This window comes from Phenylobacterium sp. T106 (assembly GCF_057219735.1).
In genome coordinates this window covers 153,211-178,036 of record NZ_JBXVWA010000002.1, presented here as the reverse complement: position 1 = coordinate 178,036, position 24,826 = coordinate 153,211, and the positions used below count along the sequence as shown (strand labels likewise).

28 protein-coding genes are annotated in these 24,826 nt (G+C 71.1%); 18 read left to right on the top strand and 10 right to left on the bottom strand.

Annotated elements, in window-relative coordinates; translation table 11 throughout:
* Positions 1-19: 19 nt before the first annotated feature.
* Positions 20-1,042, bottom strand: coding sequence for a hypothetical protein (locus AC2D8W_RS05485; RefSeq protein WP_484670684.1), 1,023 nt, complete (start codon positions 1,040-1,042; stop codon positions 20-22).
* A 1-nt stretch (position 1,043) separates the two neighbouring features.
* On the bottom strand, positions 1,044-1,448 hold the full coding sequence (locus AC2D8W_RS05480; protein WP_484670683.1) for a DUF2784 domain-containing protein: 405 nt from the start codon (positions 1,446-1,448) through the stop codon (positions 1,044-1,046).
* 173 nt (positions 1,449-1,621) lie between these two features.
* Between AC2D8W_RS05480 and AC2D8W_RS05475 the strand changes: the two genes are divergently transcribed.
* The 5 genes from AC2D8W_RS05475 to AC2D8W_RS05455 all read left to right on the top strand — a co-directional run bounded on the left by AC2D8W_RS05475 (position 1,622) and on the right by AC2D8W_RS05455 (position 4,117).
* Positions 1,622-1,759, top strand: coding sequence for an entericidin A/B family lipoprotein (locus AC2D8W_RS05475; protein WP_293483738.1), 138 nt, complete (start codon positions 1,622-1,624; stop codon positions 1,757-1,759).
* A gap of 45 nt (positions 1,760-1,804) precedes the next feature.
* Positions 1,805-2,026 carry a hypothetical protein gene (locus tag AC2D8W_RS05470; RefSeq protein ID WP_484670682.1) on the top strand — a complete coding sequence of 74 codons (222 nt, stop codon included), beginning with the start codon at positions 1,805-1,807 and terminating at the stop codon, positions 2,024-2,026.
* Positions 2,027-2,109: 83 nt separating this feature from the next.
* Positions 2,110-2,505, top strand: a complete 396-nt coding sequence (locus AC2D8W_RS05465) for a DUF983 domain-containing protein (protein ID WP_293483741.1) — start codon at positions 2,110-2,112, stop codon at positions 2,503-2,505.
* Between the two features lie 91 nt (positions 2,506-2,596).
* A complete protein-coding gene (locus tag AC2D8W_RS05460; RefSeq protein WP_484670681.1) occupies positions 2,597-3,865 on the top strand; it encodes a cytochrome P450 in 1,269 nt (422 codons plus the stop codon).
* 90 nt (positions 3,866-3,955) lie between these two features.
* Positions 3,956-4,117, top strand: coding sequence for a hypothetical protein (locus AC2D8W_RS05455; protein WP_484670680.1), 162 nt, complete (start codon positions 3,956-3,958; stop codon positions 4,115-4,117).
* A 25-nt stretch (positions 4,118-4,142) separates the two neighbouring features.
* Here AC2D8W_RS05455 and AC2D8W_RS05450 read toward each other — a convergent pair whose 3' ends face one another.
* Together AC2D8W_RS05450 and AC2D8W_RS05445 are read right to left on the bottom strand one after the other, a co-directional pair.
* Complete coding sequence (locus tag AC2D8W_RS05450) at positions 4,143-4,556, bottom strand: rhodanese-like domain-containing protein (RefSeq protein WP_484670679.1); 414 nt, start codon at positions 4,554-4,556, stop codon at positions 4,143-4,145.
* A gap of 124 nt (positions 4,557-4,680) precedes the next feature.
* Positions 4,681-5,331, bottom strand: coding sequence for a PEPxxWA-CTERM sorting domain-containing protein (locus AC2D8W_RS05445; protein WP_484670678.1), 651 nt, complete (start codon positions 5,329-5,331; stop codon positions 4,681-4,683).
* Positions 5,332-5,616: 285 nt separating this feature from the next.
* On the opposite strand from AC2D8W_RS05445, the gene AC2D8W_RS05440 reads away from it, so the two are divergent.
* Positions 5,617-6,708: a hypothetical protein gene (locus AC2D8W_RS05440; protein WP_484670677.1), complete on the top strand. Its 1,092-nt coding sequence runs from the start codon at positions 5,617-5,619 to the stop codon at positions 6,706-6,708.
* A gap of 6 nt (positions 6,709-6,714) precedes the next feature.
* On the opposite strand, the gene AC2D8W_RS05435 is transcribed toward AC2D8W_RS05440, so the two are convergent.
* From AC2D8W_RS05435 to AC2D8W_RS05410, 6 genes are all read right to left on the bottom strand, one after another.
* On the bottom strand, positions 6,715-8,454 hold the full coding sequence (locus AC2D8W_RS05435; RefSeq protein WP_293483750.1) for an N-acyl-D-amino-acid deacylase family protein: 1,740 nt from the start codon (positions 8,452-8,454) through the stop codon (positions 6,715-6,717).
* A gap of 155 nt (positions 8,455-8,609) precedes the next feature.
* On the bottom strand, positions 8,610-8,882 hold the full coding sequence (locus AC2D8W_RS05430) for a DUF2277 domain-containing protein (protein WP_293483751.1): 273 nt from the start codon (positions 8,880-8,882) through the stop codon (positions 8,610-8,612).
* Between the two features lie 32 nt (positions 8,883-8,914).
* Positions 8,915-9,922, bottom strand: a complete 1,008-nt coding sequence (locus AC2D8W_RS05425) for an SDR family oxidoreductase (RefSeq protein ID WP_293483753.1) — start codon at positions 9,920-9,922, stop codon at positions 8,915-8,917.
* A gap of 92 nt (positions 9,923-10,014) precedes the next feature.
* Positions 10,015-11,091 (bottom strand): phospholipase D-like domain-containing protein, encoded by a 1,077-nt coding sequence (locus tag AC2D8W_RS05420; protein WP_484670676.1) that lies wholly within the window; start codon positions 11,089-11,091, stop codon positions 10,015-10,017.
* 177 nt (positions 11,092-11,268) lie between these two features.
* Positions 11,269-12,000 carry a class I SAM-dependent methyltransferase gene (locus tag AC2D8W_RS05415; RefSeq protein WP_484670675.1) on the bottom strand — a complete coding sequence of 244 codons (732 nt, stop codon included), beginning with the start codon at positions 11,998-12,000 and terminating at the stop codon, positions 11,269-11,271.
* A 29-nt stretch (positions 12,001-12,029) separates the two neighbouring features.
* On the bottom strand, positions 12,030-12,758 hold the full coding sequence (locus tag AC2D8W_RS05410) for a glycosyltransferase family 2 protein (RefSeq protein ID WP_484670674.1): 729 nt from the start codon (positions 12,756-12,758) through the stop codon (positions 12,030-12,032).
* A gap of 88 nt (positions 12,759-12,846) precedes the next feature.
* Between AC2D8W_RS05410 and AC2D8W_RS05405 the strand changes: the two genes are divergently transcribed.
* The 12 genes from AC2D8W_RS05405 (at position 12,847) to pheT (ending at position 24,775) form a co-directional block, all read left to right on the top strand.
* Complete coding sequence (locus tag AC2D8W_RS05405; protein WP_484670673.1) at positions 12,847-15,327, top strand: ligase-associated DNA damage response DEXH box helicase; 2,481 nt, start codon at positions 12,847-12,849, stop codon at positions 15,325-15,327.
* Complete coding sequence (gene pdeM, locus AC2D8W_RS05400) at positions 15,324-16,052, top strand: ligase-associated DNA damage response endonuclease PdeM (RefSeq protein WP_484670672.1); 729 nt, start codon at positions 15,324-15,326, stop codon at positions 16,050-16,052. Before AC2D8W_RS05405 ends, pdeM begins: the two co-directional genes overlap by 4 nt.
* 129 nt (positions 16,053-16,181) lie before the next feature.
* Positions 16,182-16,685 carry a hypothetical protein gene (locus AC2D8W_RS05395; protein WP_484670671.1) on the top strand — a complete coding sequence of 168 codons (504 nt, stop codon included), beginning with the start codon at positions 16,182-16,184 and terminating at the stop codon, positions 16,683-16,685.
* A 12-nt stretch (positions 16,686-16,697) separates the two neighbouring features.
* Complete coding sequence (locus AC2D8W_RS05390) at positions 16,698-16,820, top strand: hypothetical protein (RefSeq protein ID WP_484670670.1); 123 nt, start codon at positions 16,698-16,700, stop codon at positions 16,818-16,820.
* Positions 16,821-16,831: 11 nt separating this feature from the next.
* Complete coding sequence (locus AC2D8W_RS05385; RefSeq protein WP_484670669.1) at positions 16,832-17,827, top strand: hypothetical protein; 996 nt, start codon at positions 16,832-16,834, stop codon at positions 17,825-17,827.
* 144 nt (positions 17,828-17,971) lie between these two features.
* Positions 17,972-19,042: a hypothetical protein gene (locus tag AC2D8W_RS05380; RefSeq protein ID WP_484670668.1), complete on the top strand. Its 1,071-nt coding sequence runs from the start codon at positions 17,972-17,974 to the stop codon at positions 19,040-19,042.
* A 132-nt stretch (positions 19,043-19,174) separates the two neighbouring features.
* Positions 19,175-19,696, top strand: coding sequence for a DsbA family protein (locus AC2D8W_RS05375; protein WP_484670667.1), 522 nt, complete (start codon positions 19,175-19,177; stop codon positions 19,694-19,696).
* Between the two features lie 382 nt (positions 19,697-20,078).
* Positions 20,079-20,279, top strand: a complete 201-nt coding sequence (rpmI, locus tag AC2D8W_RS05370) for a 50S ribosomal protein L35 (RefSeq protein ID WP_293483771.1) — start codon at positions 20,079-20,081, stop codon at positions 20,277-20,279.
* A gap of 18 nt (positions 20,280-20,297) precedes the next feature.
* Entirely contained in the window at positions 20,298-20,654 is a 357-nt protein-coding gene (gene rplT, locus AC2D8W_RS05365; protein ID WP_293483773.1) for a 50S ribosomal protein L20, read from the top strand.
* A gap of 241 nt (positions 20,655-20,895) precedes the next feature.
* Positions 20,896-22,005, top strand: a complete 1,110-nt coding sequence (pheS, locus tag AC2D8W_RS05360) for a phenylalanine--tRNA ligase subunit alpha (protein ID WP_484670666.1) — start codon at positions 20,896-20,898, stop codon at positions 22,003-22,005.
* The gene (locus tag AC2D8W_RS05355) at positions 22,002-22,409 is read left to right on the top strand and encodes an ASCH domain-containing protein (protein ID WP_484670665.1); all 408 of its coding nucleotides are present in this window, start codon (positions 22,002-22,004) and stop codon (positions 22,407-22,409) included. The genes pheS and AC2D8W_RS05355 overlap by 4 nt, the downstream gene beginning before the upstream one ends.
* Positions 22,406-24,775 carry a phenylalanine--tRNA ligase subunit beta gene (gene pheT, locus AC2D8W_RS05350; protein WP_484670664.1) on the top strand — a complete coding sequence of 790 codons (2,370 nt, stop codon included), beginning with the start codon at positions 22,406-22,408 and terminating at the stop codon, positions 24,773-24,775. Before AC2D8W_RS05355 ends, pheT begins: the two co-directional genes overlap by 4 nt.
* Positions 24,776-24,826 lie beyond the last annotated feature (51 nt).

The window sequence follows — 24,826 nt, the reverse complement described above, 5'->3', positions numbered from 1 at the left end:
ACCCGACCCTGCGGCGCGCCTACTCCCCGACGTCCACCGCCTCAGGCTTGCGGCCCTCGGCCTCGGCCACGCGGGCGCCGCGCAGGATGCCCGGCAGGGCGTAGTTCCCTTCGTGGCAGGCGTACTCGTACACGGGGCCCTTGGCGGCGTTGAACGGCATCTCGCCCTTCCAGGGCCGCGTGTACGTCGCAGGATCGTCGACCGTGAATTCGTAGCGGATCTGCTGGTCCGAGATGCGGGTGAAGCGCTCGGTCACCTTGGCGTCCTTCGAGACGTAGAAGGTCGTCGGAATGCCCGGCCGCAGCTGTTCGCCCGGGTGGAAGCCGGTGGTCTCGACCACCAGGGTGTCGCCCTCCCACCGGCCGATGGACTCGCCCATCCACTGGCGGACGTGTCCCGGCAGCCGGCGCGTCTCGCCCAGCCGGATGACCCGCGCATCGTGGTTCATCTCCACGACGATCACCACGGCGTCCGCCGTCTGCTGGATCTGGTAGGTGTTGTTGTAGAGCACGTTCATCATCGGCGGGCCCGCGGTGGAGCCGAAGCCCATCAGGCAGCGCTCGGCCACCTGGCGTCCCTCGGGCCCGTCGAAGTTGGTGCGGATCCCGGTGACCGCCTCGGCGAACCGCTTCCGCCCCTCGGCGCTGTAGGGCAGCCGGCCGTCGGCGGGCTCCACGATCCACGACGAGCGCAGCGAGCCGCCGAGGTTGCCCACCTTCGTGCCCGGGTCGATCCAGAAGGCGTTGTAGCCGCCCGGATCCTCCCCCGCCTTGGGCGCGCCTTGTCCGGGATCCGTCGGGCGCGCATCCGCGGCGCGGAAGCCCGCGAAGCTCGTTTCCAGCGCCCTGGCCTGCTCGGGCGTGATCTCCAGGGTCTTGAACTGCGCCGGCCGCTCGAGCTGCGTCACCGAGGCGTTCGTCCAGACGCCAGAAAGGTCGGGCTGACCGAGCGCGTTGCGCGGCGCCTTCCAGGTCTGGGCGCCGGCCGCGCCGGCGCAGATCGTGAGCGCCATGGCCGCCATGAGTGCGTCCGTGCGAGCCATCTCAGTCCTCCCCGTTGAACCTCGTTGCGGGAAGTATGCGCCCTTGCGGCGGAACGAGCCACCACAGGGCCGCGACATAGACGAGCACCGCGACATACGCCGCCGCAAACGCCGCCGGCGGCAGCGGCCAGAAGATCACGCTGTTGACCCACCTCATGATGAGGGGATCCCCGGCGCCGCCTCCGGTGAGCGCATCCTGCCAGTCGGTGAGGAAGCACGCGCGGCCCATCACCGCCTGCGCGGCGACCACCAGCAGCGATCCGAGGTGCAGCGCGCGCAGCCACCGGATGCGCACGAAGCGCCAGCCGAGCGCCGCGCCGGCGGGGATCGCCACGAGCCCGATCACGTTGAAGGCGATCACGGCCACGTGGATCGCCAGCACGAGCTGTCCCAGCAGCAGGTTCACTCCCGGAGCCTACGCCGGTCCCGCCGGGTTGTCCGCCGGCGCGCGCGGCCGCGGAACAGGGACGGGCCGTTCCGCACCTGTCCGGCCTGCGCGCGGGCCTACTGGCCCGGCAGCCACAGGCTTGACTATGGGCCCGCAGCAGGGGAGTCCAGGCCATCCCGAGGAGGACCCCCATGCGCAAGCTCATCGTGCTCACCGCTGCGGCCGCCGCCCTGCTGGTTTCCGCCTGCAACACCGTCTCCGGCCTCGGCAAGGACGCCCAGGCGGCGGGGCGCGCCGTGACCGGCGCCGCGGAAGACGCCAAGCGGTAGGAACCGCCGGCCCTCCGCCGGGTTGAGGCCCGGCAAGGAGGCCCCATGTCCACGTCCAAGCACCCTGCGCCCGGCCAGGCCCGCCCGCCCCGGGACGACCTCGAGACCGATCCGGGCATCGGCGCGTCGCGTGGCACGACGATCGCCGGCGAGGATCCCCACATCCTGCGCGAAGACGGCGAGAACACCGAAGAGGGCGACGTGGCCAACGACGCCGACGCGACCGGCGCCATCGTCCCGAACGCGCGTCATCGCAGCCACCCCTGAAAGAATTCGCCCCGGCGTGAATTCTTGCGGCGAATCGTCCGACGACCCTTTCCCCCGCGCGCCGGAGGGCGCATATCCCGCCCATGACCGAGATCGCGCATCCCCTGTTCCGCTCCATCGGCCGAGGCTTGCGCCACCGGTGCCCGGCGTGCGGGAAGGGCAATCTCTTCGGCCGCTACCTGAAGGTCGAGCCGCGCTGCGCCGCCTGCGGGCACGAGACCGCCCGATATCCCGCCGATGACGGCCCGGCGTATCTGACCATCCTGCTCATCGGGCACCTGATCGTGGCCCCGCTGCTGTTCTTCCCCATCGTGTGGGAAACCTCGCCCCTCGTGTCGCTGCCGATCATCCTGGGGTCGCTGGCCGTCGTCACCCTGCTGACGTTGCCGCGGATCAAGGGCGGCTGGATCGGCCTGATGTACGCCCTGCAGGTGACCGACCGCGACCACCGCTTCCATACGGCCGACGCCGCGGATTGAACCGCGCTTTCGATGACGGCGCCGTCAACTTGACACTGTTCAAACGCTGTTTGGCGCTGTTCACTGTCGGCCCTTCGACGGAGGAGCAGCAATGGCGGACGGCAACCTGACGAACATCGCGGCCGCGCGGGAAGAAGCCTACGCGCTGCCCCTCGCGAAGCTGAACCCGGCCCAGCCCGAGCTGTTCGAGGCCGACGCCCACTGGCCCTACTTCGAGCGCCTGCGCGCCGAGGACCCCGTGCACTACTGCGAGGAGCACGAGTTCGGGCCCTACTGGTCGATCACCAAGTACAACGACATCATGGCGATCGACACCGATCACCATCGCTTCTCGTCCGACTTCATGAAGGGCGGCATCACCATCGCCGGCGGCCAGCAGAACATGGACCCGCTGCCGATGTTCATCGCCATGGACCCGCCCAAGCACGACATCCAGCGCAAGGCCGTGAGCCCCGCGGTGGCGCCGGCGGCGCTGGCCGCCATGGCGCCGCAGATCCGCGAGCGCGCGGGCCAGATCCTGGACGGCCTGCCGATCGGCGAGGAGTTCGACTGGGTCGACCTCGTCTCCAAGGAACTGACGGCGATGACGCTGGCGACGCTGTTCGACGCCCCGCAGGCCGATCGCCGCAAGATCACCTACTGGTCCGACGTGGTGACCGCCGCGCCGCGGCCGGGCGGCCTGGTCGAGTCCATCGAGCAGAAGATGGCCATCTTCTCCGAGTACCACGCCTACTTCACCGGCCTGTGGAACGAGAAGGTGAACGCCCCGCCGCACGGCGACCTGATCTCGATGCTGGCGCATCACCCGGCGACCCGGAACATGGAGCCGCGCGAGTACTTCGGGAACGTGGTCCTGCTGACGGTGGGCGGCAACGACACCACCCGCAACACCATCTCGGGCTCGATCTACGCGCTGAACAAGAACCCCGACCAGTACGCCAAGCTGCGGGCCAACCCGGACCTGATCCCCTCGATGGTGTCCGAGACCATCCGCTGGCAGACCCCGCTGGCCCACATGCGCCGCACCGCCGTCGAGGACGTGGACTTCCAGGGCAAGCGCATCAAGGCCGGCGACAAGGTCGTCATGTGGTACGTCAGCGGCAATCGCGACGATGAGGTGATCGAGAACCCGAACGCCTACATCATCGACCGCGAACGGCCCCGCCAGCACATCTCGTTCGGCTTCGGCATCCACCGCTGCGTGGGCAATCGCCTGGCCGAGCTGCAGCTCACCATCATCTGGGAAGAGATCCTGAAGCGCTTCCCCACCGTCGAACTGGTGGCCGAGCCCAAGCGCAGCTTCTCGACCTTCGTGAAGGGCTACGAGACGATGCCCGTGGTGATCCCCAGGCGGAACTAGGCGCTTCGATCCTGTCGAAAGGTTCACTGGCGGACGGCGTCGGTCGGCGGCATAGCTCGACCACAACCTGTCGCCAGAAGGACCCGGACCGTGACCGACCCCGCCGCCGACGTCATCGAGGGCGAGTTCCGGGTGCTGGCCACGCGCGACCACCGGCCCTCGCCCAACACCCGCCGGATCGTGGCGCGGATCCTCTGCTGGAACCTCATCTTCGTAGGCGTCCTGGCGGGCGCGCCGCAGCTCTTCGCCTGACAGGCGGCTGAGGCGGCCCGAGGGATCAGCCCTGCGCCGGGCCCGACGCCTTGGGGGCCAGCGCCTCGACCGGGGCCCCGTCCTTTCGCCAGGCGGTGAAACCGCCGGCCAGGTGGCAGACGTTCTCGAGGCCCATGTCCTGCACGGTCTTGGCGGCCAGGGCCGAGCGCCAGCCGCCGGCGCAGAAGAACAGGAAACGCTTCGGCTCGGCGAAGACCGGCTTTGCGTAGGGGCTCTCCGGGTCGACCCAGAACTCCAGCATGCCCCTCGGGCATGAGAAGGCGCCCGGGATGACGCCCTCCCGCTCGCGCTCGCGGGGGTCGCGCAGGTCGACGAACACCACGTCGTCGCGGCCGTGCAGGTCGCGCGCCGCGCTGACGTCCAGCGCCAGCACCTCGGCGTCCGCCTCGGCGAGGAGCTGCTTGTATCCCTTCTTCATCGCGGCCTCGTTGGTTGCCTCAGCAAGGCCACCCGAAAAGCCGCGTCGTGTCACGCGAAGTTCGCATCGTGGCGCCGTACGCGGACGTCCACCCCCCGGCGGCGCCCGCGTGCAGCGCCGCGGGTCAGGCCGGAAGCAGCCTGCCCGCGCCGGGCCGACGTCGCAGAAGCGCGCCCGCGCCGCCGAAACCCAGGATCATCATCGTCCAGGCCGTGGGCTCGGGAACGCCAGCCACGGGGCGGTCGAAGTTCACGCTGTCGTACCCCCTGGTCCTGGCGTCTAGGCGACCCGTGAACAGCACCTGACCGGCGGCGCCATGGATCGTGACGTCGTACAGGTCGCGGGTCTCGCAGCAGTCGCCACGCCCGTAGATCGCCACGCTCGCCAGCGTCGTCGCGACCGAGAAGGTGATCGTCAGGAACTCGTTCGGGCCGCCCCCCGCCGAGTGGTAGACCCCCGGCACGGCCGGCGTGGCGCCGTAGTCGAAATCTGCGGGATAGACGCCGTCGTTCGCCTCGCCCGGCCCGCCTTCGGGCGCCTCGCCGATCGGATAGCGGCTGAGCGCGGTGGCGACCCCGCCGTTCGAGGCGAGGGCCACGTTCTGGCCGCCGAAGTCGAACGCCAGCAGCTCGGCCACCTGCAGGTAGTCGGGCAGGGCGTTCTTCACGGTGATGCTCTTGGCCCCCACCACCGTCACGGCCTGGGCCGCGCCCGCCGTCGCCAGGGCGGCCGCGGTCCCCACGGCCACAGCCTTGCAGAATGTCAGACGTCCCATCTTCATCGAAGCAACCCCCACAATCACAGGTGCGGCGTCCGTTCGATGACGGCGCGCGCAGGACTTGGGTGAAGCCGGCCTCTTCGGGCGGCGTCACCGCCCGCGATGTTGCGGCGATGGGGGGTGAGGTCTCCATACCCGATTGTAGGGTGGTGTTGGGGCGTCCCTCGGCCTGCGATCGGACGCGCGCCTCCTCTCGACAGGCCGCCACGTGTGCGAGACCATGGGCCCCTTGCGGTCGATCCCGCCGGTCAAGACGTGGGACGCTCCGCGAAGGAGGAACCCATGCACCGCGCCGCCCGGCTCGCCCTTGCCCTGATCACCTGCGCCGCCCCGCTGGCGCTCTCCGCCGCGGCGTACGCCGCCGACGCCCCGGCGGCGAAGGCTGCCGCCTGGAAGGCGCCCCGCAACGCGTTCGGCCAGCCCGACCTGTCGGGGAACTGGAGCAACGCCACCCTCACCCCGGTGGTCCGCCCGGCGAAGTTCGGGACCCGGGCCGTCCTCACGCCCGAGGAGGTGAAGGCCCTGGAGGCCGCCGCCGAGCTCGAGGTGGAGGAGGGCAACGCCTCGACCGATCCCAACGCCGACGCCGAGCACCGGGCCAAGGTCACGAACGTGAAGCCGGAGTACGCCGCGGCCGGCGGCGACACGGGCGGCTACAACCGCGGCTGGCTGGATCCCGGCAGCTCTGTGATGCGCGTCGGCGGAGAGCCGCGCACCAGCCTGCTGACCACGCCCGACGGCCAGGTCCCCAAGCGCAAGGGCGGCGCCGCGCCGATGCCGCGTCGGCCGGGCATGGGCGCTTTCGACAGCTACGAGACGCGCTCGCTGGGCGAGCGCTGCATCATGGGGTTCGGGCGCAACGCCGGTCCGCCGATGCTGCCCAACGGCTTCTACAACAACAACTACCAGTTCCTGCAGACGGCAGACACGCTGGTGATCAACGTCGAGATGATCCACGACACCCGGATCATCCGGATCGGCGGCAAGCACCGGACCGACGGGATCCGCACCTATCTGGGCGACTCCATCGGCTGGTGGGAGGGCGACACCCTGGTGGTGCAGACCACCAACTTCCTGCCCAACCAGGCCTACAACGGCGCCTGGGAGAACCTGAAGGTCACCGAGCGGTTCACCCGCGTCGGGCCGCGCCGGCTGCGCTACCAGTTCCAGGCCGAGGACCCGGGCGTGTGGGACAAGCCCTGGGGCGGCGAGTACGAGTTCTACACCCTGAACGGCCGGGTCTTCGAGTACGCGTGCCACGAGGGCAACTACGCCCTGCCCGGCATCCTCGCCGGCGCCCGCTACCAGGAAGAGGAAGCCCGCAAGGCCGCGGCGGCGGGTCCGGGTGGCGCGAAGACTGGCGGCGCCCCCTAGGCGCCCCTACTCCGCCGCCTGGCGCAGCGGCGCCGGCTGGCGGCCCCGGATCAGGCGGCCGGGCAGCGGGCCCTGGGGCGCGCCGTCGCGGTAGATGACCTGGCCGGACTTGATGGTGGCTCGATAGCCCTCGGCGTCCTGCATCAGCCGGCGCGCGCCGGTGGGCAGGTCGTAGACCATGTAGGGGACCTTCAGCCGCAGGCGGTCGAAGTCGATCACGTTCAGGTCGGCCAGGTAGCCGGGCGCGATCACCCCGCGGTCGTTCAGCCCCACGGCTTCGGCCGTGTCCAGCGTCTGGCCGCGGATGGTGCGGGCGAGGTCCAGCTTCGGCCCGCGGGTCCGGTCGCGGCACCAGTGGGTGAGCATGAAGGTGGGCAGGCTGACGTCGCAGATCGCGCCCACGTGCGCCCCGCCGTCCGACAGCCCCGAGAGGCAGTTCGGGTTGGTCAGCATCGCGTGCACGTTGTCCAGGCTGCCCTCGACGTAGTTGTGCATCGGGAAGAACAGGAACGCCCGGCCCTCGTCGGCGATCAGCGCGTCGTAGACCAGCTCGTCCGGGTTGATCCCGAGCGCCTTCGCCCTGGCGCCCAGGCTGGTGGACGGATGCGGCTCGTAGTCGAGATGGTCCCCCTCGATGGCGTACATCTTGTGGTGGGCGCCCGCGAGCGAGTTGATGAAGGGGTGCCCCTTGGCCGGGGCCTCGGCGATCAGCCGCGCGCGGAACGCGGGGTCCTTCATCCGGGCCACCTTCTCCGCCAGCGGCAGGTCGGCGATCTCGGCGTAGGAGGGGCGGCTGATGAAGGGGTGCGCCGAGCCCTGCAGGCCCAGCATCAGGCCCACCGGCCGGCCCGCCACCTGGGCCTTGATCGGGTAGCCCGCCTCGACGGCGTCGTCCATGCGGGCCATCAGCTCGCGCCAGCGGTCGGGGACCACGTCGGCCTGGACCAGCGAGAAGCTCAGCGGCTGCCCGGCGATCTTCGTGAGGTCGCGGATGAGCTGGAACTCCTGGTCGATGTCGGCGAAGTCGCTCACCCACTGCAGCACGCCCGAACCGGCGTCGGCGAGGCCCTGGGCGATCGCCTCCATCTCGGCCCGCGCCGCGCCGATGGTGGGGGTCAGGTCGCCGTCGGCCGTGCGGTGGACCATGGTGCGCGTCGTGGAGAAGCCCAGCGCGCCGGCGCGGATCGCCTCGGCGGTCAGCTCGCGCATCCGCTGGTTCTCGTCCGGGGTCGCCGGCTCGCGGTTCGCGCCCCGCTCGCCCATGACGTACACGCGCAGCGCCCCGTGCGGCACCTGGACCGCCACGTCGATGTCGTGCGGCAGGGCCTCCACGGCGTCCATGTACTCGGCGAAGCTTTCCCAGCGCCACGACAGGCCCTCGTGCAGGGCCGCGCCGGGGATGTCCTCCACCCCCTCCATCAGGCGGATCAGGGTGTCCTCGTCACCCTTCCGGACGGGCGCGAAGCCGACGCCGCAGTTGCCGACCACCACGGTCGTGGCGCCCAGCGTCGAGGACGGCGTCATCCGGGAATCCCAGGTGACCTGGCCGTCGTAGTGCGTGTGGATGTCGACCCAGCCCGGGGTGACCAGCATCCCGGCGGCGTCGATCTCCTCGCGGCCCCGGCCCGCGACGCGGCCCACCTGCACGACGCGATCGCCCGCGATCGCCACGTCGGCGACGACGCCCGGTCCGCCCGTCCCGTCGAAGACGGTCCCGCCGCGGATCACCAGATCGAATTCGGGCATCAGGGCCTCCTTGCGCGCGCCGCATCATGCGTGGCCCGGCCCGGACCGCAAGACTGACGCGAGGGCATGAGGCCCTGTCCCAACGATGCGCTCCGCCGTCATCCCCGGCTTGTCCGTGGGATCCCTTGGGCTGTGAGCGGGCGCGCCCTGCAGCCCTACGCCTTGGCGAACCGCGCCGCGTTGCGCGCCCGCGCCTTGGCGGCCTCGGTCTCGCGGTCGCGGGGCGGCGCCTGGGTTTCCAGGTCGGCCAGCAGGTGCTGGGCGATGTGGGTCACCTCGGCCACGGCCCGGTCGAACGCCGCCTTGTTGGCCTTCGACGGGGTGTTGAAGCCCGAGAGCTTGCGCACGAACTGCAGGGCGGCGGCCCGGACCTCCTCGTCGGTGGCGGGCGGGTCGAAGTTGAAGAGGGTCTTGATGTTGCGGCACATGGCGTCAGGCTCTCCTGCCGATGTGGCGGTTCTCAGGCGTCCTGCGTCTGCGGGGCCGCGCGGCCCAGGCCGCCCAGCTGCCAGCCCACGGCCTTGGCCATGCGCTCGTAGAAGCTGACCTCGTAGGCTTCCTCGGGCGTCTCGCGCACCATCCGGTCCATGATGATCGCGTCCTCGCCCACCAGGATGCGCCAGCGCTCGGCCTTCACGCCATCGAGGATGATGGTGGCCGCCTGGGCCGCGGTCGTCGGCGCGTCCTCGCGGAAGCGGCGCGCCTGCTCGGCCATCATCGCCTGGATCGCGGCGTCCGGCACCTGCGAGGGGTCCATGCCCATCCGCGCCATCCGCTCGCGCGCCGAAGCGAGCTCGGCCGGGGTCAGCTCGTCGCTCCAGTCGCCGCGGAACACCTTGCGCGAGTTGCCGGCGATGTCGGTGCCGATGTGGCCGGGCATCACCACCGAGCACTTGATGTGCGGGGCGTTGACCCGGAGGTCGGTGATCAGGGCCTCGGTGAAGCCCTTCACGGCGAACTTCGCCGCCGCATAGGCCGAGTGCGAGACGCCGGGGCCGAGGCTGGCCCAGAAACCGTTCACCGAGGCGGTGTTGACGATGTGGGCTTCATCCGCCGCCAGCAGCATCGGCATGAAGGTGCGGCAGCCGTAGTAGACGCCGTACCAGCAGACGTTGAACGTCCGCTCCCAGGCCTCCCGCTCCTCGGGCTTCACCATCGAGCCGCCGCCGCCGATGCCGGCGTTGTTGAAGAGCAGGTGCAGCCGTTCGGCCTCGTGCGCCGCCGCGGCCTCGTCGCGGAAGCGGCGCAGGTCCTCCTCGCTGGCCACGTCGGCGTGGTGGGCCGTGATCCTGGCGCCCTGCGGGATCCCGTCCGCCTGGCAGAGGCGGATCGTCTCGGCCATGTTGGCGTCAGAGACGTCGCACATGGCGACGCTGCAGCCTTCGGCGATCAGTTGGCGGGCCAGCTCGCGGCCCATCCCCGTGCCGCCGCCCGTGACCACCGCGAACTTGCCGGCGAAATCCTTCATGGCGCTGTCCTCGAAACGCGTTTTGCCCAGCCTACGCCGGATGGGGGCCGGCGTAAGCCGTCACGCAGCGTCAAGCGGCGGCGCGGCCGCACTCAGGGCTGGGTCGCGACGCTGCTGCCGGCGGTGGAGGCGACGCGGCCGGGGTCGGCGGCGCAGGTACGGCCGGCGGCCTCGTCGGCCAGGCGCTGGAAGCGGGCGTCGAACGCCGAGACCAGCTGCGGCTCGGCGCTCCGCGCGAGGATCTCCTGGTTCATCATCCGCGAGCCGAAGTTGTAGTTCAGGCTGCCGAACCAGGCCGTGCGGCGGTCCTCGTGGTCGACGATCACGAACTTGGCGTGCATCGGCAGCCCTTCGGGATCGCAGAAGCGCATCACCTCCACGCCCGAGCGGCGCAGCTCGGCCACAACATCGCGCGGCACGCGTCGGCGGGTGTCGTGGACGACGAGCTCCACCCGGGCGCCACGCTGGGCCGCCGCCATCAGGCGGGCGGCGAACGGCCCCTTGTCCATGTGCGAGACCGCCGCGCGCACCTCGTCGCCCGGCCCCAGGCGGGCGATCCGCCGCTCCACCACGTCGGGACGCAGGCGCGGGTAGAAGTAGAAGGCGATGTCGTCGCCGACCCGCTTGGCCTTGTTCGCCCGCTTGCCGAAGCGGAAGAAGGCGCGGCCTTCCCAGATCCGCCGCGCCTGGGCGCGCAGGGCGTCGACGGCCTCCGGGTCGCGGAAGTCCACCAGCAGGTTCTCGCCCCGGTCCTGGTCGCCGATGTCCTTCAGGAGCTTGGGATCGTCGAGGCCTCCGGACGGATTGTAGGAGCCGATGAAGGCGGCCGGCTCGGGACCGCCCGAGAAGGTGTAGATCTTGGCGTGCAGGTGCTGCCCGGGGAGCCAGGACCGGTGCAGGCGCAGGCCGTCCCCCAGACCCGCCTTCAGATGCTCGATCGCAGGCCGGTTGACCGACGCGCGGCGAGGGTTTCCCTCGAGCACCAGCCGGACGCGGACGCCGCGCGCCTTGGCCGCGATGAGGGCGTCGGCCAGTTCCGGATCGCGGAAGTAGTAGGTCGCCCAGGTGATCTCGCTGCCGGCCGGCGCGGCCCGCACGCGTTCGAGCAGCAGGTCGCGCAGGGCTTGCGGCGGCTGGTCGACGCCCCCGTAGTGGAGCGTGGCGCTCACCGGCTCGTTCGGCGGAGGAGGCAGGACGGCAGGGCTGTCGAGCACGGGGCGCGGGACTCGCGGTTGGGCGGGCGGAAAGAGCAACCCAGCTTAGGCCGAAGCGCAAGTCCCGGCGACACATTCCCTCCCCTGGCCCTCCCCCTGGCCCTCCCCGGGCGCGGGTCGGGCGGCGCGCCGTCAGCGCGGGGCGCGGCAGGGCATGATGTCGGCGGGTTTGGGCCGCTCGGCGGGGGCCTCGAAGATGGCGATGTAGCCGACGCCGCCGTCCATCACGCGGCGGCCCACTTGGCGGTAGCCTACCGCCTCGAACTCGCAGCGCAGCAGCCGCGGGGGCGTGCCGTGGCTCTGGGTGGGCCGGTCGAGGTCGATCACGCCCACCCGGCCGCCGGGCTTCATCTGCGCGGCCAGGTTCCACAGCAGGGCGTAGGGGCTCTCGATCTCGTGGTACATGTGGACGAGGACGGCCCGGTCGATCGAGCGCGGCGGCAGGCTGGGGTCGTCGCCCTTCCCCACGATGATCCTGACGTTCTTCAGGCCCCGGCGCTCGGCCTCGCGGCGCAGGCCCGAGATGTAGGACTCCACTATGTCCTCGGCATAGACGATCCCCTCGGGGCCGACCGCCGGCGACAGGCGCAGCGTGTGGTACCCCGACCCGGCCCCGATATCGGCCACCGTCATGCCGCGCTTGATGCCCAGCGCCCGGATCAGCTGGCCCGACTCGTCGGCGGCGTCGCGATCCGGGCCGGACGACCAGGCCGGGGCGACGATGCCCGCCACCGGCCGGTCCGGCTTCGGGAAGCCGTCCGGAAACCGTTCGACGGCCGCGGGCGCCGGCGGCGCGGCGCCCTCGCTGGGCTTCGAGCAGGCGGCGGTGGCGAGCACCGCGAAGAGGGCCAGTCCAAGTCTCATGTGGACCATTCGGCTCGGGCGCGACGGCGTCAGGTGATGGGTTGGCCGGCCTCGTGCAGGCGCTTGGCTTCCCAGTAGTCGAACAGCTTGGGGTACGGCTCGTCGGGCGAGCGCAGCATGCAGCGCGAACCCGGCGGCGGCGTCTCGCCGTGCTCGATGTAGGTCATGGCCCACATGGTCCGGTAGTTGACCGTCGGCTTCGACACATGCGCCAGCACGGCGTTCGAGTTCTTGATGATCGCCCAGAGCACATAGTCGTCGACGATCGAGGCCCGCGGGTCCTTGAACGCCCACGCGCCGATGGCCGCGAAGGCGGCGCGCGTGATGAAGAAGCAGTTCATGTCGCAGAAGTCGGCCCCGTTCGACTGCTTGCATACCGCCATGACGCTGCCGTCCGGGCGGATCAGGTTGCGGGTGGCCGTGACGATGTGCGCCCCGGTCTCCTGCTGGCGGCGGATTAGGGTCTCGATGTGGTCGGGCTCGTACCAGTTGTCCGCGTCGAGGAAGGTGATGGCGTCGTAGCCCTGGCTGCAGGCGCTCATCGCGGCCACGGCGCGCGGGGTGTCGCCGAAGTCCCCGTGGTTCCAGGGCAGCGGGAAGTGGCGCACCGGCCAGGCGTCGATCTTGGGGTTCGCGTGGCCGTCGGCGACCATGATGTGGGTCACGTCCGGGTGGGTCTGCGCCGCCACGCTCTCGTGGCAGCCCCGCAGCTGGTCCACGGATTCCTTGAAGTAGGGGGTAATGACGGCGACACGCATCCGAGCAGCCTTACCCCGCCCGGCGTCCCGGCGAAACCGGAGATGCGCGGGCGGATGAAACGGAACGGGAACGTGCTATAGCGGCGCGATGGCCGACGCCTCCGGTCCCACCGCCGACCTCCTGCCGCCGCGCTTCGCCGACTGGTTCGCCCGCCGCGGCTGGAGCCCGCGCGCGCACCAGCTCGAGATGGTGGCCCAGGGCCGCGGCGGCCGCGACGCCCTGCTGATCGCGCCCACGGGCGGGGGCAAGACTCTGGCGGGCTTCCTGCCCAGCCTGATCGATCTCGCCGAGCGGCCCCCGGCAAACGCGCCGCGCGGGCTGCACACGCTCTACATCTCGCCCCTCAAGGCGCTGGCGGTGGACGTCGAGCGGAACCTCGGCGCGCCGATCCTGGAGATGGGCCTGCCGGTGACGGCCGAGAGCCGCACCGGGGACACCGGCGTCTCCCGTCGGCAGCGCCAGCGCGTCAAGCCGCCGGACATCCTGCTCACCACGCCCGAGCAGCTGGCGCTGCTGTGCGCCTGGGAGGGCGCGCGGCTCTACTTCGAGGACCTGCGCTGCGTGATCCTCGACGAGATCCATACGCTGCATTCGTCGAAGCGCGGGGACCTCCTGGCCCTGGACCTCGCCCGGCTGCAGGCGCTCGCCCCGAACATGCGCCGCGTGGGCCTCTCGGCCACCGTCGACGACCCCGAGGTCATCAAGGCCTGGATGGCTTCGCATCGTGCGGCGCCGGGCGCCGGCGCCGAGGCCATAACGCTCGTCCGCGGGCCGCCGGGGGCCGAGCCGGTCGTGGACGTCCTGCTCAGCGAGGGCCGCGTGCCGTGGAGCGGCCATACCGCCCAGCACGCCATGGCCGAGGTCTACGAGCAAATCCGCCGCGCCCGCACCGCCCTGGTGTTTGTCAACACGCGCTTCCAGGCCGAGTTCGCCTTCCAGGAGCTGTGGAAGCTGAACGAGGACGCGCTGCCGATCGCGCTGCACCACGGCAGCCTGGCGGCCGAGCAGCGGCGCAAGGTCGAGGCCGCGATGGCCCGCGGCGAACTGCGGGCGGTGGTCTGCACCTCGACCCTCGACCTCGGGATCGACTGGGGCGACGTGGACCTCGTCATCCAGCTCGCCAGCCCCAAGGGCGCCTCGCGCATGGTCCAGCGGATCGGCCGCGCGAACCACCGGCTGGACGAGCCCAGCCACGCGCTCTTCGTGCCCGCCAACCGGTTCGAGATGCTGGAGTGCCAGGCGGCCCGGGAGGCCATCGCCGAAAACCGGCTGGACGGCGATCCGCCGCGCGTGGGCGCCCTGGACGTGCTGGCCCAGCACGTGATGGGCTGCGCGGTGTCCGAGCCGTTCGACATGCTGGAGCTCTACGACGAGGTCCGCTCCGCCGGCCCCTACCGCGACCTGCCGTGGGAGGACTTCGAGCAGGTCGTCGATTTCGTCTCCACCGGCGGCTACGCGCTCAAGACCTACGACCGTTTCCGACGCATCGTGCGGTTACCCGACGGGCGCTGGAAGGTGAGGGACCTGAACGTGGCGCAGCGGCACAGGCTGAACGTGGGGGCGATCGTGAGCCCCGCGATGCTCTCGGTGCGCATCGCCACCCGCGGCGGCAAGGGCGGCCGCAAGGTGGGCGAGGTCGAGGAAGGCATGCTCGAGATGCTGGACCCCGGCGACACCTTCGTGTTCGCAGGCCAGGTCTGGGCGCTCGTCGGGGTCACCAACCTGGACGTTCTCGTCCGCCCCGCGCCGGATCGCGACGCCAAGATGCCCTCGTGGGGCGGCTCGAAGTTCGCGCTCTCCACCTACCTCGCCAAGCGCGTGCGCGAGCTAATGTTCGACGAGGCGCACTGGACCGTGCTCCCGGCGGACGTGCGCGAGTGGCTCGAGGTGCAGAAGGACAAGTCGCTGATCGTGGGCGAGGACGAGTTGCTGCTGGAGACCTTCCCGCACCGCAAGCGCCAGTTCCTCGTCTGCTACCCCTTCGAGGGCCGCCTGGCGCACACCACGCTGGCGATGCTGCTCACGCGCCGGCTCGAGCGGTTGGGCGTGGGGCCCCTGGGCTTCGTCTGCAACGACTATGCCCTGGCGGTCTGGGCCCTGAACCCGATGTCCGGTCTCGACTTCGACGAACTGTTCGCCCAGGACATGCTGGGCGACGACCTCGAGTCGTGGCTCGCGGAGAGCTTCATGATGAAGCGCGCCTTCAAGAGCTGCGCGATCATCGCGGGCCTGGTCGAGAAGCGCTTCACGGGAGAGCAGCAGAAGACGGGGCGGCAGATCACCTTCTCGACCGACCTGATCTACGACGTGCTGCGCCGGCACGAGCCGGACCATCTGCTGCTGCGCTGCGCCCGCGCGGATGCGGCGAGCGGCCTCATCGACGTGGCGCGTCTCTCGGACATGCTGGCGCGCATCAAGGGCCGGATTCGCCACGCGCCGCTGGACCACCTTTCGCCCTTCTCCGTGCCGATCCTGCTCGAGATCGGCAAGGAACGTTCGCCCGGCGGGGCCGGCGAGATGATCCTGGCCGAGGCGGAAGCCGAACTGATCGCCGAGGCCACCCAGTGAACGACGTCAGCGTGACCTTCTCCTACGCCTTCGCCGGCAGCCCCTGCGGCGGGCTCCGGACGCGGGTGCGGAGCGCCGAGGTGACGATGCGGCCGTCCGGAGCGCTGTGGGTGGAGGCCGAGCGCACGCTGGTGGTCGCCGACCTGCACCTGGAGAAGGGCTCCAGCTACGCGGCCCGCGGCCAGATGCTGCCGCCCTACGACACCCGCGAGACCCTGCGGCGCCTGGAGGCGGAGACGGCGGCGCTGTCGCCGCAGGTGGTGGTGCTCCTGGGCGACACCTTCCACGACCGCCGGGCCGAGGCGCGGCTGGCCGAGGACGACGCCGCCCGCCTGCGCGCCCTCGCCGTCGGCCGCACGCTGGTGTGGGTGATCGGCAATCACGACGCCGACGGTCCGAAGGCGCTCCCCGGCGAGACGGCCGACGAACTCGACCTCTGCGGCCTGCGCTTCCGGCACGAGCCGCAGGCGGGCGCGCAGCCGGGCGAAGTGGCGGGCCACCTGCATCCGGCGGCCAAGGTGCGCGCCCCGCGCGGCGTGATCCGCCGGCGTTGCTTCGTGACCGACGGCGAGCGGGTGATCCTGCCCGCGTTCGGCGCCTATGCGGGCGGGCTGAACATCCGCGACGCCGCCTTCGCCGGCCTGTTCGTCCGCCCTCCGCTGGCCGGAGCGCTGGGCCCGCAGGCCGTGCGGGCGATCGGATGGCGGCAGCTCACCGACGACTGACCGGAGAAGGCGACGCTCCGCGACCACCGACCCGCGTTCGCGCGCCGGCGTTACGTTTCGCGGCCGACACTTGAAATTAACGTCGTTTTTCAAGGTCTCGTTAGGGTCTCGGCCTGACCCTCCAGGTTTATGAAACGTAAACAACCGTGGCTGGAGTGGCTGAGCCGGAGCGACGCCGACATCGCCGCGGCGTGGATGGAAGCCTGGTGGATCGACGGGCGCTCGCACGCCGAGACCGACCGGATCCCGCGACACCTGCGCGTCGAGATCGAGCAGCTGCACCTGGCGCTCATCGACATCGCCGCCAACGACCCGGCGCGAGCGCTCGAGATCGCCTTCGTCGTCGCGCGCACCGCCGAGCATCCGGGGATGGTGACCGAGATCACGGCCAGCGTGGTGCGCGACGTCACGGCCGCCGACGCGACCCTCTGGGACTGCGTCGCGCTGGAGGCGGCGAGCAACGTGCGGCTGCTGCACGCGGTCGGGCTGGTCTGGGGCGCGGAGACGCCGCCACAGCTGCGCGACGCGTTCCGGCGGCTCGCCCGCGGCGACGCGCAGCCCCGGCCCGAGCCGCGGACGTTCACCGATGCGCCGCCCCGCCTGGGCGGCCCCGCCGGACCGCCGGGCTCCTGACGCGGCCGGTTCTTGACGCGGCCACCGGCGGCGGGGCGCATCGCGCGCGCCCTGGCTGCGCCGGTGCTCTACCGCGACGCCACGCCGATCGACGGCGCCGAGGGACCCTATGCGTGCGCCGTCCGGGGCGATTAAGCTCGCGTTCGATGAAGCTGTTCGCCGCCACTGCGCTCTGCGCCGCCCTCGCCGCCGCCCCCACCCTGGCCCAGCCGGTCCCGAAGACGGCGGACGGACGGCCCGACCTCTCGGGGAACTGGTCGAACGTCTCGCTCACCAAGCTGGAGCGTCCGCCCAGCCTGAAGGGCCTCACCCTGCCCGAGGCTCAGGCCAAGGCCCTGGCGGCCAACGACCCCATCCTGCGGATGAAGCTGGATCGCGGGCCGATCGACCCCGAGGCCGGCCCGCCGGCGCCCGGCGGGGCCACCGGCCACGACGCCATCTTCCTCGACAACGGCGACTCCTTCGCCAGGGTGCGCGGCGAGTACCGCACGTCGTGGATCGTCGAACCGGAGGACGGGCGCCTGCCGCTCACGCCGCTGGGCCAGCAGCGCCGCCGCGAAGCCGCCGCCATGAGCAACCGGATGGATCCCGCCGGCCCTGAGGAGCTGGCGCCCAACGACCGCTGCCTGATCGGCTCGCGCGGCTCGGGCGGGCCCGGCATGCTCAACAACATCTACAACTCGAACTACCAGTTCCTGCTGACCCGCGACGCCTTCGTGGTGATCGTGGAGATGGGCTTCGGCGTCCGCGCCATCCCGATCCTGAAGGACAAGGCCGCCGCCCAGGCCGCGCATCGTCCCGCGGCCCTGCATCCGTGGATGGGCGATTCCACCGCCTGGTGGGAGGGGGGAACCCTCGTGATCGAAACCGTCAACGTGCACCCCGAACAGGGGCGCTTCGGGCCGATCTTCCTGTCGGAACAGGGCCGCGTGACCGAGCGCCTCACGCGCACGGCCAGCAACGAGATCGCCTACGAGTTCGCCGTGGAGGACCCCGTCCACTACACGCGGCCGTGGCGCGCCGAGATGGTGCTGACGGCGCTCGACGGACAGATCTACGAGTACGCCTGCCACGAGGGGAACTACGCGCTGCCCGGCATCCTGGGCGGCGCCCGCGCCACGGAAGGCCGGAGCGCGCGCTGAACACCAAGGGGGCCGGAAGCGTCCAACCGGTTCGCCCGGGCGGGTCGTCGCGGTCCCGACAGGATTTGCGGGCGCCCCCAGCGTGGGCGGTGCTACGGTTCCCGGAGACGGCGCGCCGCAAGCGCCGCGGCTCGGGAGGCGCGAATGGGGCTGAGACTGGGATCCGCGATGTTCGCGGCGGCGATCCTGATGGCGACCGTGTCGCAGGCGGCCGAGGCGTGGAAGCCCCCGCGCACCGCCGACGGACGACCGGACCTCAACGGCGTCTGGACCAACGCCTCGGTGACCCAGCTCACCCGGCCCCCCAGCGTGCCGAAGCTGGTCGTGTCCAAGGCCGAGGCCGACGCGCTGGTGAAGGCCAACCCCTTCATGAAGCTGATCGAGGCCGAGGAGGGCGCGAGCGACCTCGACGACGACCTCCTCGCCGACGGCAACTCGGACCGCGGCTACAACACCTTCTGGATCGACCCGGGCCGCAGCCTAGCCAATGTGAAGGGCGAATGGCGCACCAGCTGGATCGTCGAGCCCGCCGGCGGCCAGATGCCCTTCACCGCCGAGGGCCGCCGCCTTGCCCAGGCCGACCGCGCCGCGCGGCGGCAGAAGCTCTGGCAGGACCCCGAGGCCCTGCCGCTCGAGGAGCGCTGCATGATCGGCTTCTCGGGCGCGGGCGGCCCGGGGATGCTGAACACCATCTACAACAACAACTATCAGCTGGTGCAGACCCGGGACGCCGTGGTCATCGTGGTCGAGATGGTCCACGACGCCCGGACCATCCCGCTGTTCGAGGACGCCGCGAAGGCGCGGGCCGCCCACGGGCCGATCCCCAGGTGGCTGGGCGACTCCGTCGGCTGGTGGGAGGGCGACACCCTGGTGATCGAGACGACCAACGTCCACCCGGCGCAGGGGCGCAAAGGCCCGATCTTCCTGTCGCCGCAGGGGCGGGTGACCGAGCGGCTCACGCGCACGTCCGCCGGCCAGATCACCTACGAGTTCACGGTCGACGACCCAGTCTACTACAGCCAGCCCTGGCGCGCCGAGATGAGCCTCAACGCGCGCAAGGAGCAGGTCTACGAATACGCCTGCCACGAGGGCAACTACGCCATGCGCGGCATCCTCGCCGGCGCCCGGCTGCAGGAAGCGCAGGGGATCACCCCCACCGAGGGGCCGGGCATCTTCGGCACGCCGGTGCCGGCGAAGAAGAAGGGCGGGGACTGACCGCTGCCCCTCGCGCGTCGTGACCTGATCGGGCTTGGCCTGGCCCTCGGCTTCGGAGGCGCGGTCGCCGCCGGCGCGCGCTGGCTCGGATCGGGCGGCCAGCGCCTGACACTGACGCCTGTCGTCCAACAGGTGTTGTTCGATCCCGGCTCGCCCGCCAGCGGCGCGGCGCGGCCCGACGTCACGGTGGTCGTGTTCACCGACTACCAGTGCGGGGTCTGCAAGCAGACGGACGGGGCGATCTTCCGGCTGATGGGCGAAGACCCCGGCGTCCGGGTCATCTGGAAGGACTGGCCGATCCGCGGGCCGGTGTCGGACTACGCGGCGCGTGTGGCGCTGGCCGCGGCGCGGCAGGGACGGTACGGCCGGGTCCATGCGGCGCTGATGGACGCGCGCGGGACGCTGACGCCGGAGCGGGTGGACGCGATCGCGGTCGAGGCCGGGTGCGACCCGGCGCGGCTGGCGGCGGACCTGCGCGATCACGCGGCGGCGATCGATGCGCAGCTGGGCCGGCACCGCCTGCAGGCGTTCGGGCTGGGGCTCCAGGGCACGCCGGCGTATCTGGTGGGTCCATACCTGGTTCAGGGCGGCCTGAACGACGGAGCGCTGCAGCGGGCGGTGGACCGGGCGCGGCGGTCGGGACCGCCGCGTTGAACTTCCCTTCCCACGTCAGTGGGAAGGGGGGACCGCTCGCCGAAGAGCGAGCGGTGGGAAGGGTAAGACGCCGGCAGGGCGGATCGGCTTGCTGTGCGGCGGATGAGGCTTGCCCTCTCCACCCCCCGCTCTACAGCCGGCAGGCGCCGGCTTCGGCGGGCGGTCCCCCTCTCCCACTTCGTGGGAAGAGGAAGGCTTGAAACTCATGGCTGCCTTTCAAGGCTCCGCGCGAGGGCCATCCGACCGACGACCAGGCGCCCTCCCCTTGCGCTTCCACCCCCTTTCCGCTACTAGCCCGCCCCTTCGGAGCCGCCTGGCCCAAGGCATGCCAGGGCGGTTCATCAACACGACCAGAGGACGGAGCCTTCGGGCCCCGAGTGAAATGCCGAAACTGAAGACGAAGTCGGGCGTGAAAAAGCGCTTCAAGATGACCGCGTCTGGCAAGCTGAAGGCCGGCGTCGCCGGCAAGCGCCACCGCCTCATCAGCCACAACGGCAAGTACATCCGTCAGAACCGCGGGACGAAGGTGATGTCCGACCAGGACGCCAAGATCATCAAGTCCTGGCTCCCCTACGGCCTCTAAGCGGAAGGACACTGACAGATGGCACGCGTGAAACGGGGCGTTGTCGCCCACGCCAAGCACAAGAAGGTCCTCGAGCAAGCCAAGGGCTTCTACGGGCGCCGCAAGAACACCATCCGCACGGCCAAGGCCGCTGTGGACAAGGCCGGCCAGTACGCCTACCGCGACCGCAAGGTCCGCAAGCGGAACTTCCGCTCGCTGTGGATCCAGCGGATCAACGCCGCGGCGCGCCTGGAAGGCTTTACCTACTCGCAGTTTATCCACGGCCTTGCGAAGGCCGGGATCGAGATGGACCGCAAGGTTCTCGCCGACGTCGCCGGCGCCGATCCCGCCGCTTTCAAGGCCATCGCCGACAAGGTTCGCGCCGCGCTGGCTTAAGGTCTGGGATCGTCTCGATCCGCTAGAGCTTGAAGAGCCCTCCGGCCGAACCGCCGGGGGGCTTTTTCGTGAGCGCGCCTCCCCTGCGAAGCGGGGGAGGTGGCCCGAAGGGTCGGAGGGGGCGTGCGAGCCGCCTGTTTGCCCCCCTCCGTCTCGCCGCCTCCGGCGCCGATCCACCTCCCCCGCTTCGCAGGGGAGGAGCGGGTTTCCCTCCATCACAACGTCATCTAGGACACCACCGATGACCGACATCTCGCAACTGCAGGCCGATCTTGAGGGCCGGATCGCCGCGGCCGCCGACCTCGGCGCCCTGGAGGCCATCCGCATCGAGGCCCTGGGCAAGACCGGGACCGTGTCCGAGCTCCTCAAGACCCTGGGCCGGATGACCCCGGACGAGCGCAAGGTCGAAGGCCCCAGGATCAACGGCCTGCGCGACGCCGTGGCGGCCGCTGTCGCCGCCCGGAAGGCCGCGCTGGAGACCGCCGAGCTCGACGCCAAGCTGGCGTCCGAGCGCGTGGACCTGTCGCTGCCGCCGCCGCCCCAGCGCCGGGGCCGCGTGCACCCGACCATGCAGGTGCTGGACGAGATGATCGCCGTCTTCGCCGACATGGGGTTCTCGCTCGCCGAGGGGCCCGACATCGAGGACGACTTCCACAACTTCACGGCGCTGAACTTCCCGCCGAAGCATCCGGCGCGCGAGATGCACGACACCTTCTGGCTGCCCGAGGACGAGACGGGCGAGCGCAAGGTGCTGCGCACCCACACCAGCCCGGTGCAGATCCGCACCATGCAGCGGCTGAACGAGAAGCTGCCGGCCTGGATCGCCAATGGGCAGGAGCCCCCGATCCGCGTGATCGTGCCGGGCCGCACCTACCGCTCGGACTCGGACGCCACCCACACCCCGATGTTCCATCAGATGGAGGGGCTGGTCATCGACCGGGCCATCCACATGGGGCACCTGAAGTGGACGCTGGACCAGTTCATCGCCCGCTTCTTCGAGACGCCGGCGGTGGAGTCGCGCTTCCGGCCGCACCACTTCCCCTTCACCGAGCCCAGCGCCGAGATGGACGTCCGCTGCGACCGCTCGGGCGGCGACGTGAAGATCGGCCAGGGCGACGACTGGATGGAGGTCGTGGGCTGCGGGATGGTGCACCCCAACGTCCTGGGGAACTGCGGCCTGGACCCCGACGTCTGGCAGGGCTTCGCCTTCGGCTTCGGCATCGACCGGCTGGGGATGCTGAAGTACGGCATGCCCGACCTGCGCGACATGTTCGCCAGCGACGTGCGCTGGCTGGAGCACTACGGCTTCTCGGCCTTCCAGGCGCCGAATACCTCGACGGGGCTGTCATGACCGTCGTGACCGACGACTGGCGGTCGCTGGAGACGTTCGCGTTCGGCGACACTCCCGAGATGGCCGACCGGCTGCTGGGCTTCGTGCTGGCAGGCGCCAAGACCGCCACCTGCTGGTCGATCGCCGACGGCCAGCAGACGCACGTGGGCAAGCGCATGGTCGTGAACGATGGCGCGGGCCGTCCCCGCGCGGTGATCGAGACCGTCTGGCTCGAGCAGATGCGCTTCTGCGACGTGCCGTGGAGCTTCGCCCAGCACGAGGGTGAGGGCGACACCTGCCTCGACGACTGGCGCGACGGCCACCAGGCCTACTTCACCCGCAACGGCGGGTTCGACCCCGAGATGATGCTCTGGTGCGAACGCTTCCGCCTTCTTGAAGTGCTCGGCGAAGGAGCCGACCGATGAAGTTCACCCTCTCCTGGCTGAAGGATCACCTGGATACGACCGCGACGGTCGAGCAGGTGGTCGAGGCCATGACCATGGCCGGGCTCGAGGTCGAGCACGTGGAGAACCCCGGCGAAAAGCTCGCCAAGTTCACCGTGGCGAAGATCGTCGAGGCGGTGCGGCACCCCAACGCCGACAAGCTGCGGGTCTGCCAGGTCGAGACCAAGGACGGCCGGCTCGAGATCGTCTGCGGCGCGCCCAACGCGCGGCCGGGCCTGACCACCATCTACGCCCCCATCGGCGCCTATGTGCCCGGCAGCGGGATCACGCTGGAGGCGCGGCCGGTGCGCGGCGTGGTGTCCAACGGCATGCTCTGCTCGGCGCGCGAGCTGGAGGTCGCCGAGGAGTCCGACGGCATCGTCGAGCTGCCGGACAGCCTGGCCGTCGGGACGAGCGCCGTGGAGGCGTTCGGCCTGGAGGCGGCGATCGACTTCGAGGTCACGCCGAACCGGCCCGACTGGCTGGGCGTGCGCGGCATCGCCCGCGACCTCGCCGCGGCGGGCGTCGGAACGCTGAAGCCGGATCCGGTCGCGCCGACGCCCGGCACGTTCCCGAACCCCGTCGAGATCAAGGTGGATGGGCAGGCCTGTCCGGTCTTCGCCGGCCGCCTGATCCGGGGCGTGAAGAACGGCCCCTCGCCCGCGTGGCTGCAGCAGCGGCTGACCAGCGTGGGGCTGCGCCCCATCAACGCCCTGGTCGATGTGACGAACCTGATCTCCTACGACAACTGCCGGCCGCTGCACGTCTATGACGCCAACAAGCTGACCGGCGGCTTCATCGAGGCCCGCCTGGGCCGCGAAGGCGAGCGCGTCGAGGCCCTGGACGGCCAGACCTACGACGTGGGCCCCGACATCTGCGTCATCGCCGACGGCACGGGCGCCATCGGGATCGGCGGCGTCATGGGCGGCGAGTCCACCAAGGTGCTGGACGACACCACCGACGTCTTCGTCGAGGCGGCCTGGTTCGACCCGATCCGCACGGCGCAGACGGGCCGCACCCTGGGCATCACCTCGGACGCCCAGTACCGCTTCGCCCGCGGCGTGGACCCCGAGAGCCCGGTCCACGGGATCGAGCAGGCGACCCAGCTGATCCTGCAGCTCTGCGGCGGCGAACCGTCGGAGGTGCGCGTGGCCGGCCGGGCCCCGGCCCCGCCCGCCCCCTTCGCCTTCGACCGCGGCTATGTGAAGAAGCTGTCGGGCCTGGACGTACCCGCCGCGCGGATCGACGAGATCCTCACGAAGCTCGGGTTCAAGGTGGACGGGGACACCGTCACCCCGCCCAGCTGGCGGCGCGACGTGGAAGGCAAGGCCGACCTCGTGGAGGAGGTCGCACGGATCCAGGGCTTCGACGCCCTGCCGGTGGAGCCCCTGCCCGAGATCGCCCGCCCGCCCGGCGGCGCGCTGACCCTGCGCCAGCGTCGCATGCGCGACGCGCGGCGCACCATGGCCGCCCGCGGCTACGCCGAGGCGGTGACGTGGAGCTTCATGCGCCGCGAATGGGCCGGGCTGTTCGGCGGCGGCCAGCCCGAACTGGTGCTGACCAACCCGATCGCCTCGGACCTGTCGACCATGCGCCCCAGCGCGCTGGGCAACCTGATCGAGGCGGCGGCCCGCAACGCCCGCAAGGGCTTCGCCGACGTCGCCCTCTTCGAGGTGGGTCCAAACTTCCGCGGCGACCAGCCGGCCGACCAGTGGACGGCGGTGACCGCCCTGCTCGCGCCGCACCCGCCCAAGCACTGGGCGAAGGCCGCGGGCGACCCGCTGTTCGCGCTGAAGGGCGACCTCATGGCGCTGCTCGAGGAACTGGGCGCCCCGGCGTTGCAGGTGGTCCAGGGGCAGAACGCGGGATGGTGGCATCCCGGCCGCTCGGCGCGGCTGCAGCTGGGGCCCAAGGTGGTGGTGGCCGAGTTCGGCGAACTGCACCCGCGGGTGCTGAAGGCGCTCGACGCCGACGGACCCATGCTGGCCTTCGAGCTGAACCTCGACGCCCTGCCCGAGCCCAAGCGCAAGGGCGTGAAGACCAAGCCGGCGCTCGAGCTGTCGTCCCTGATGCCGCTGCGCCGCGACTTCGCGTTCCTGGTGGACGCCGCGACGCCGGCGGGCGACCTCGTCCGCCCGATCCAGGGCGCCGACAAGGCGCTGATCGACGACGTGCGCGTGTTCGACGTCTACGCCGGCCAGGGCGTGCCCGAGGGGATGAAGTCGGTCGCCGTCGAGGTGGTCGTCCAGCCCCGCGACAAGACCCTCACCGACCCTGAGATCGAAGCCCTGTCCGGCCGCATCGTGGCGGCGGCCGAAAAGGCCGTGGGCGCGAAGCTGCGCGGCTAGACGAGGCGGGAGGTCGTAAGACCCGGTCGGTGACGTCGTAAGACTCTGGTC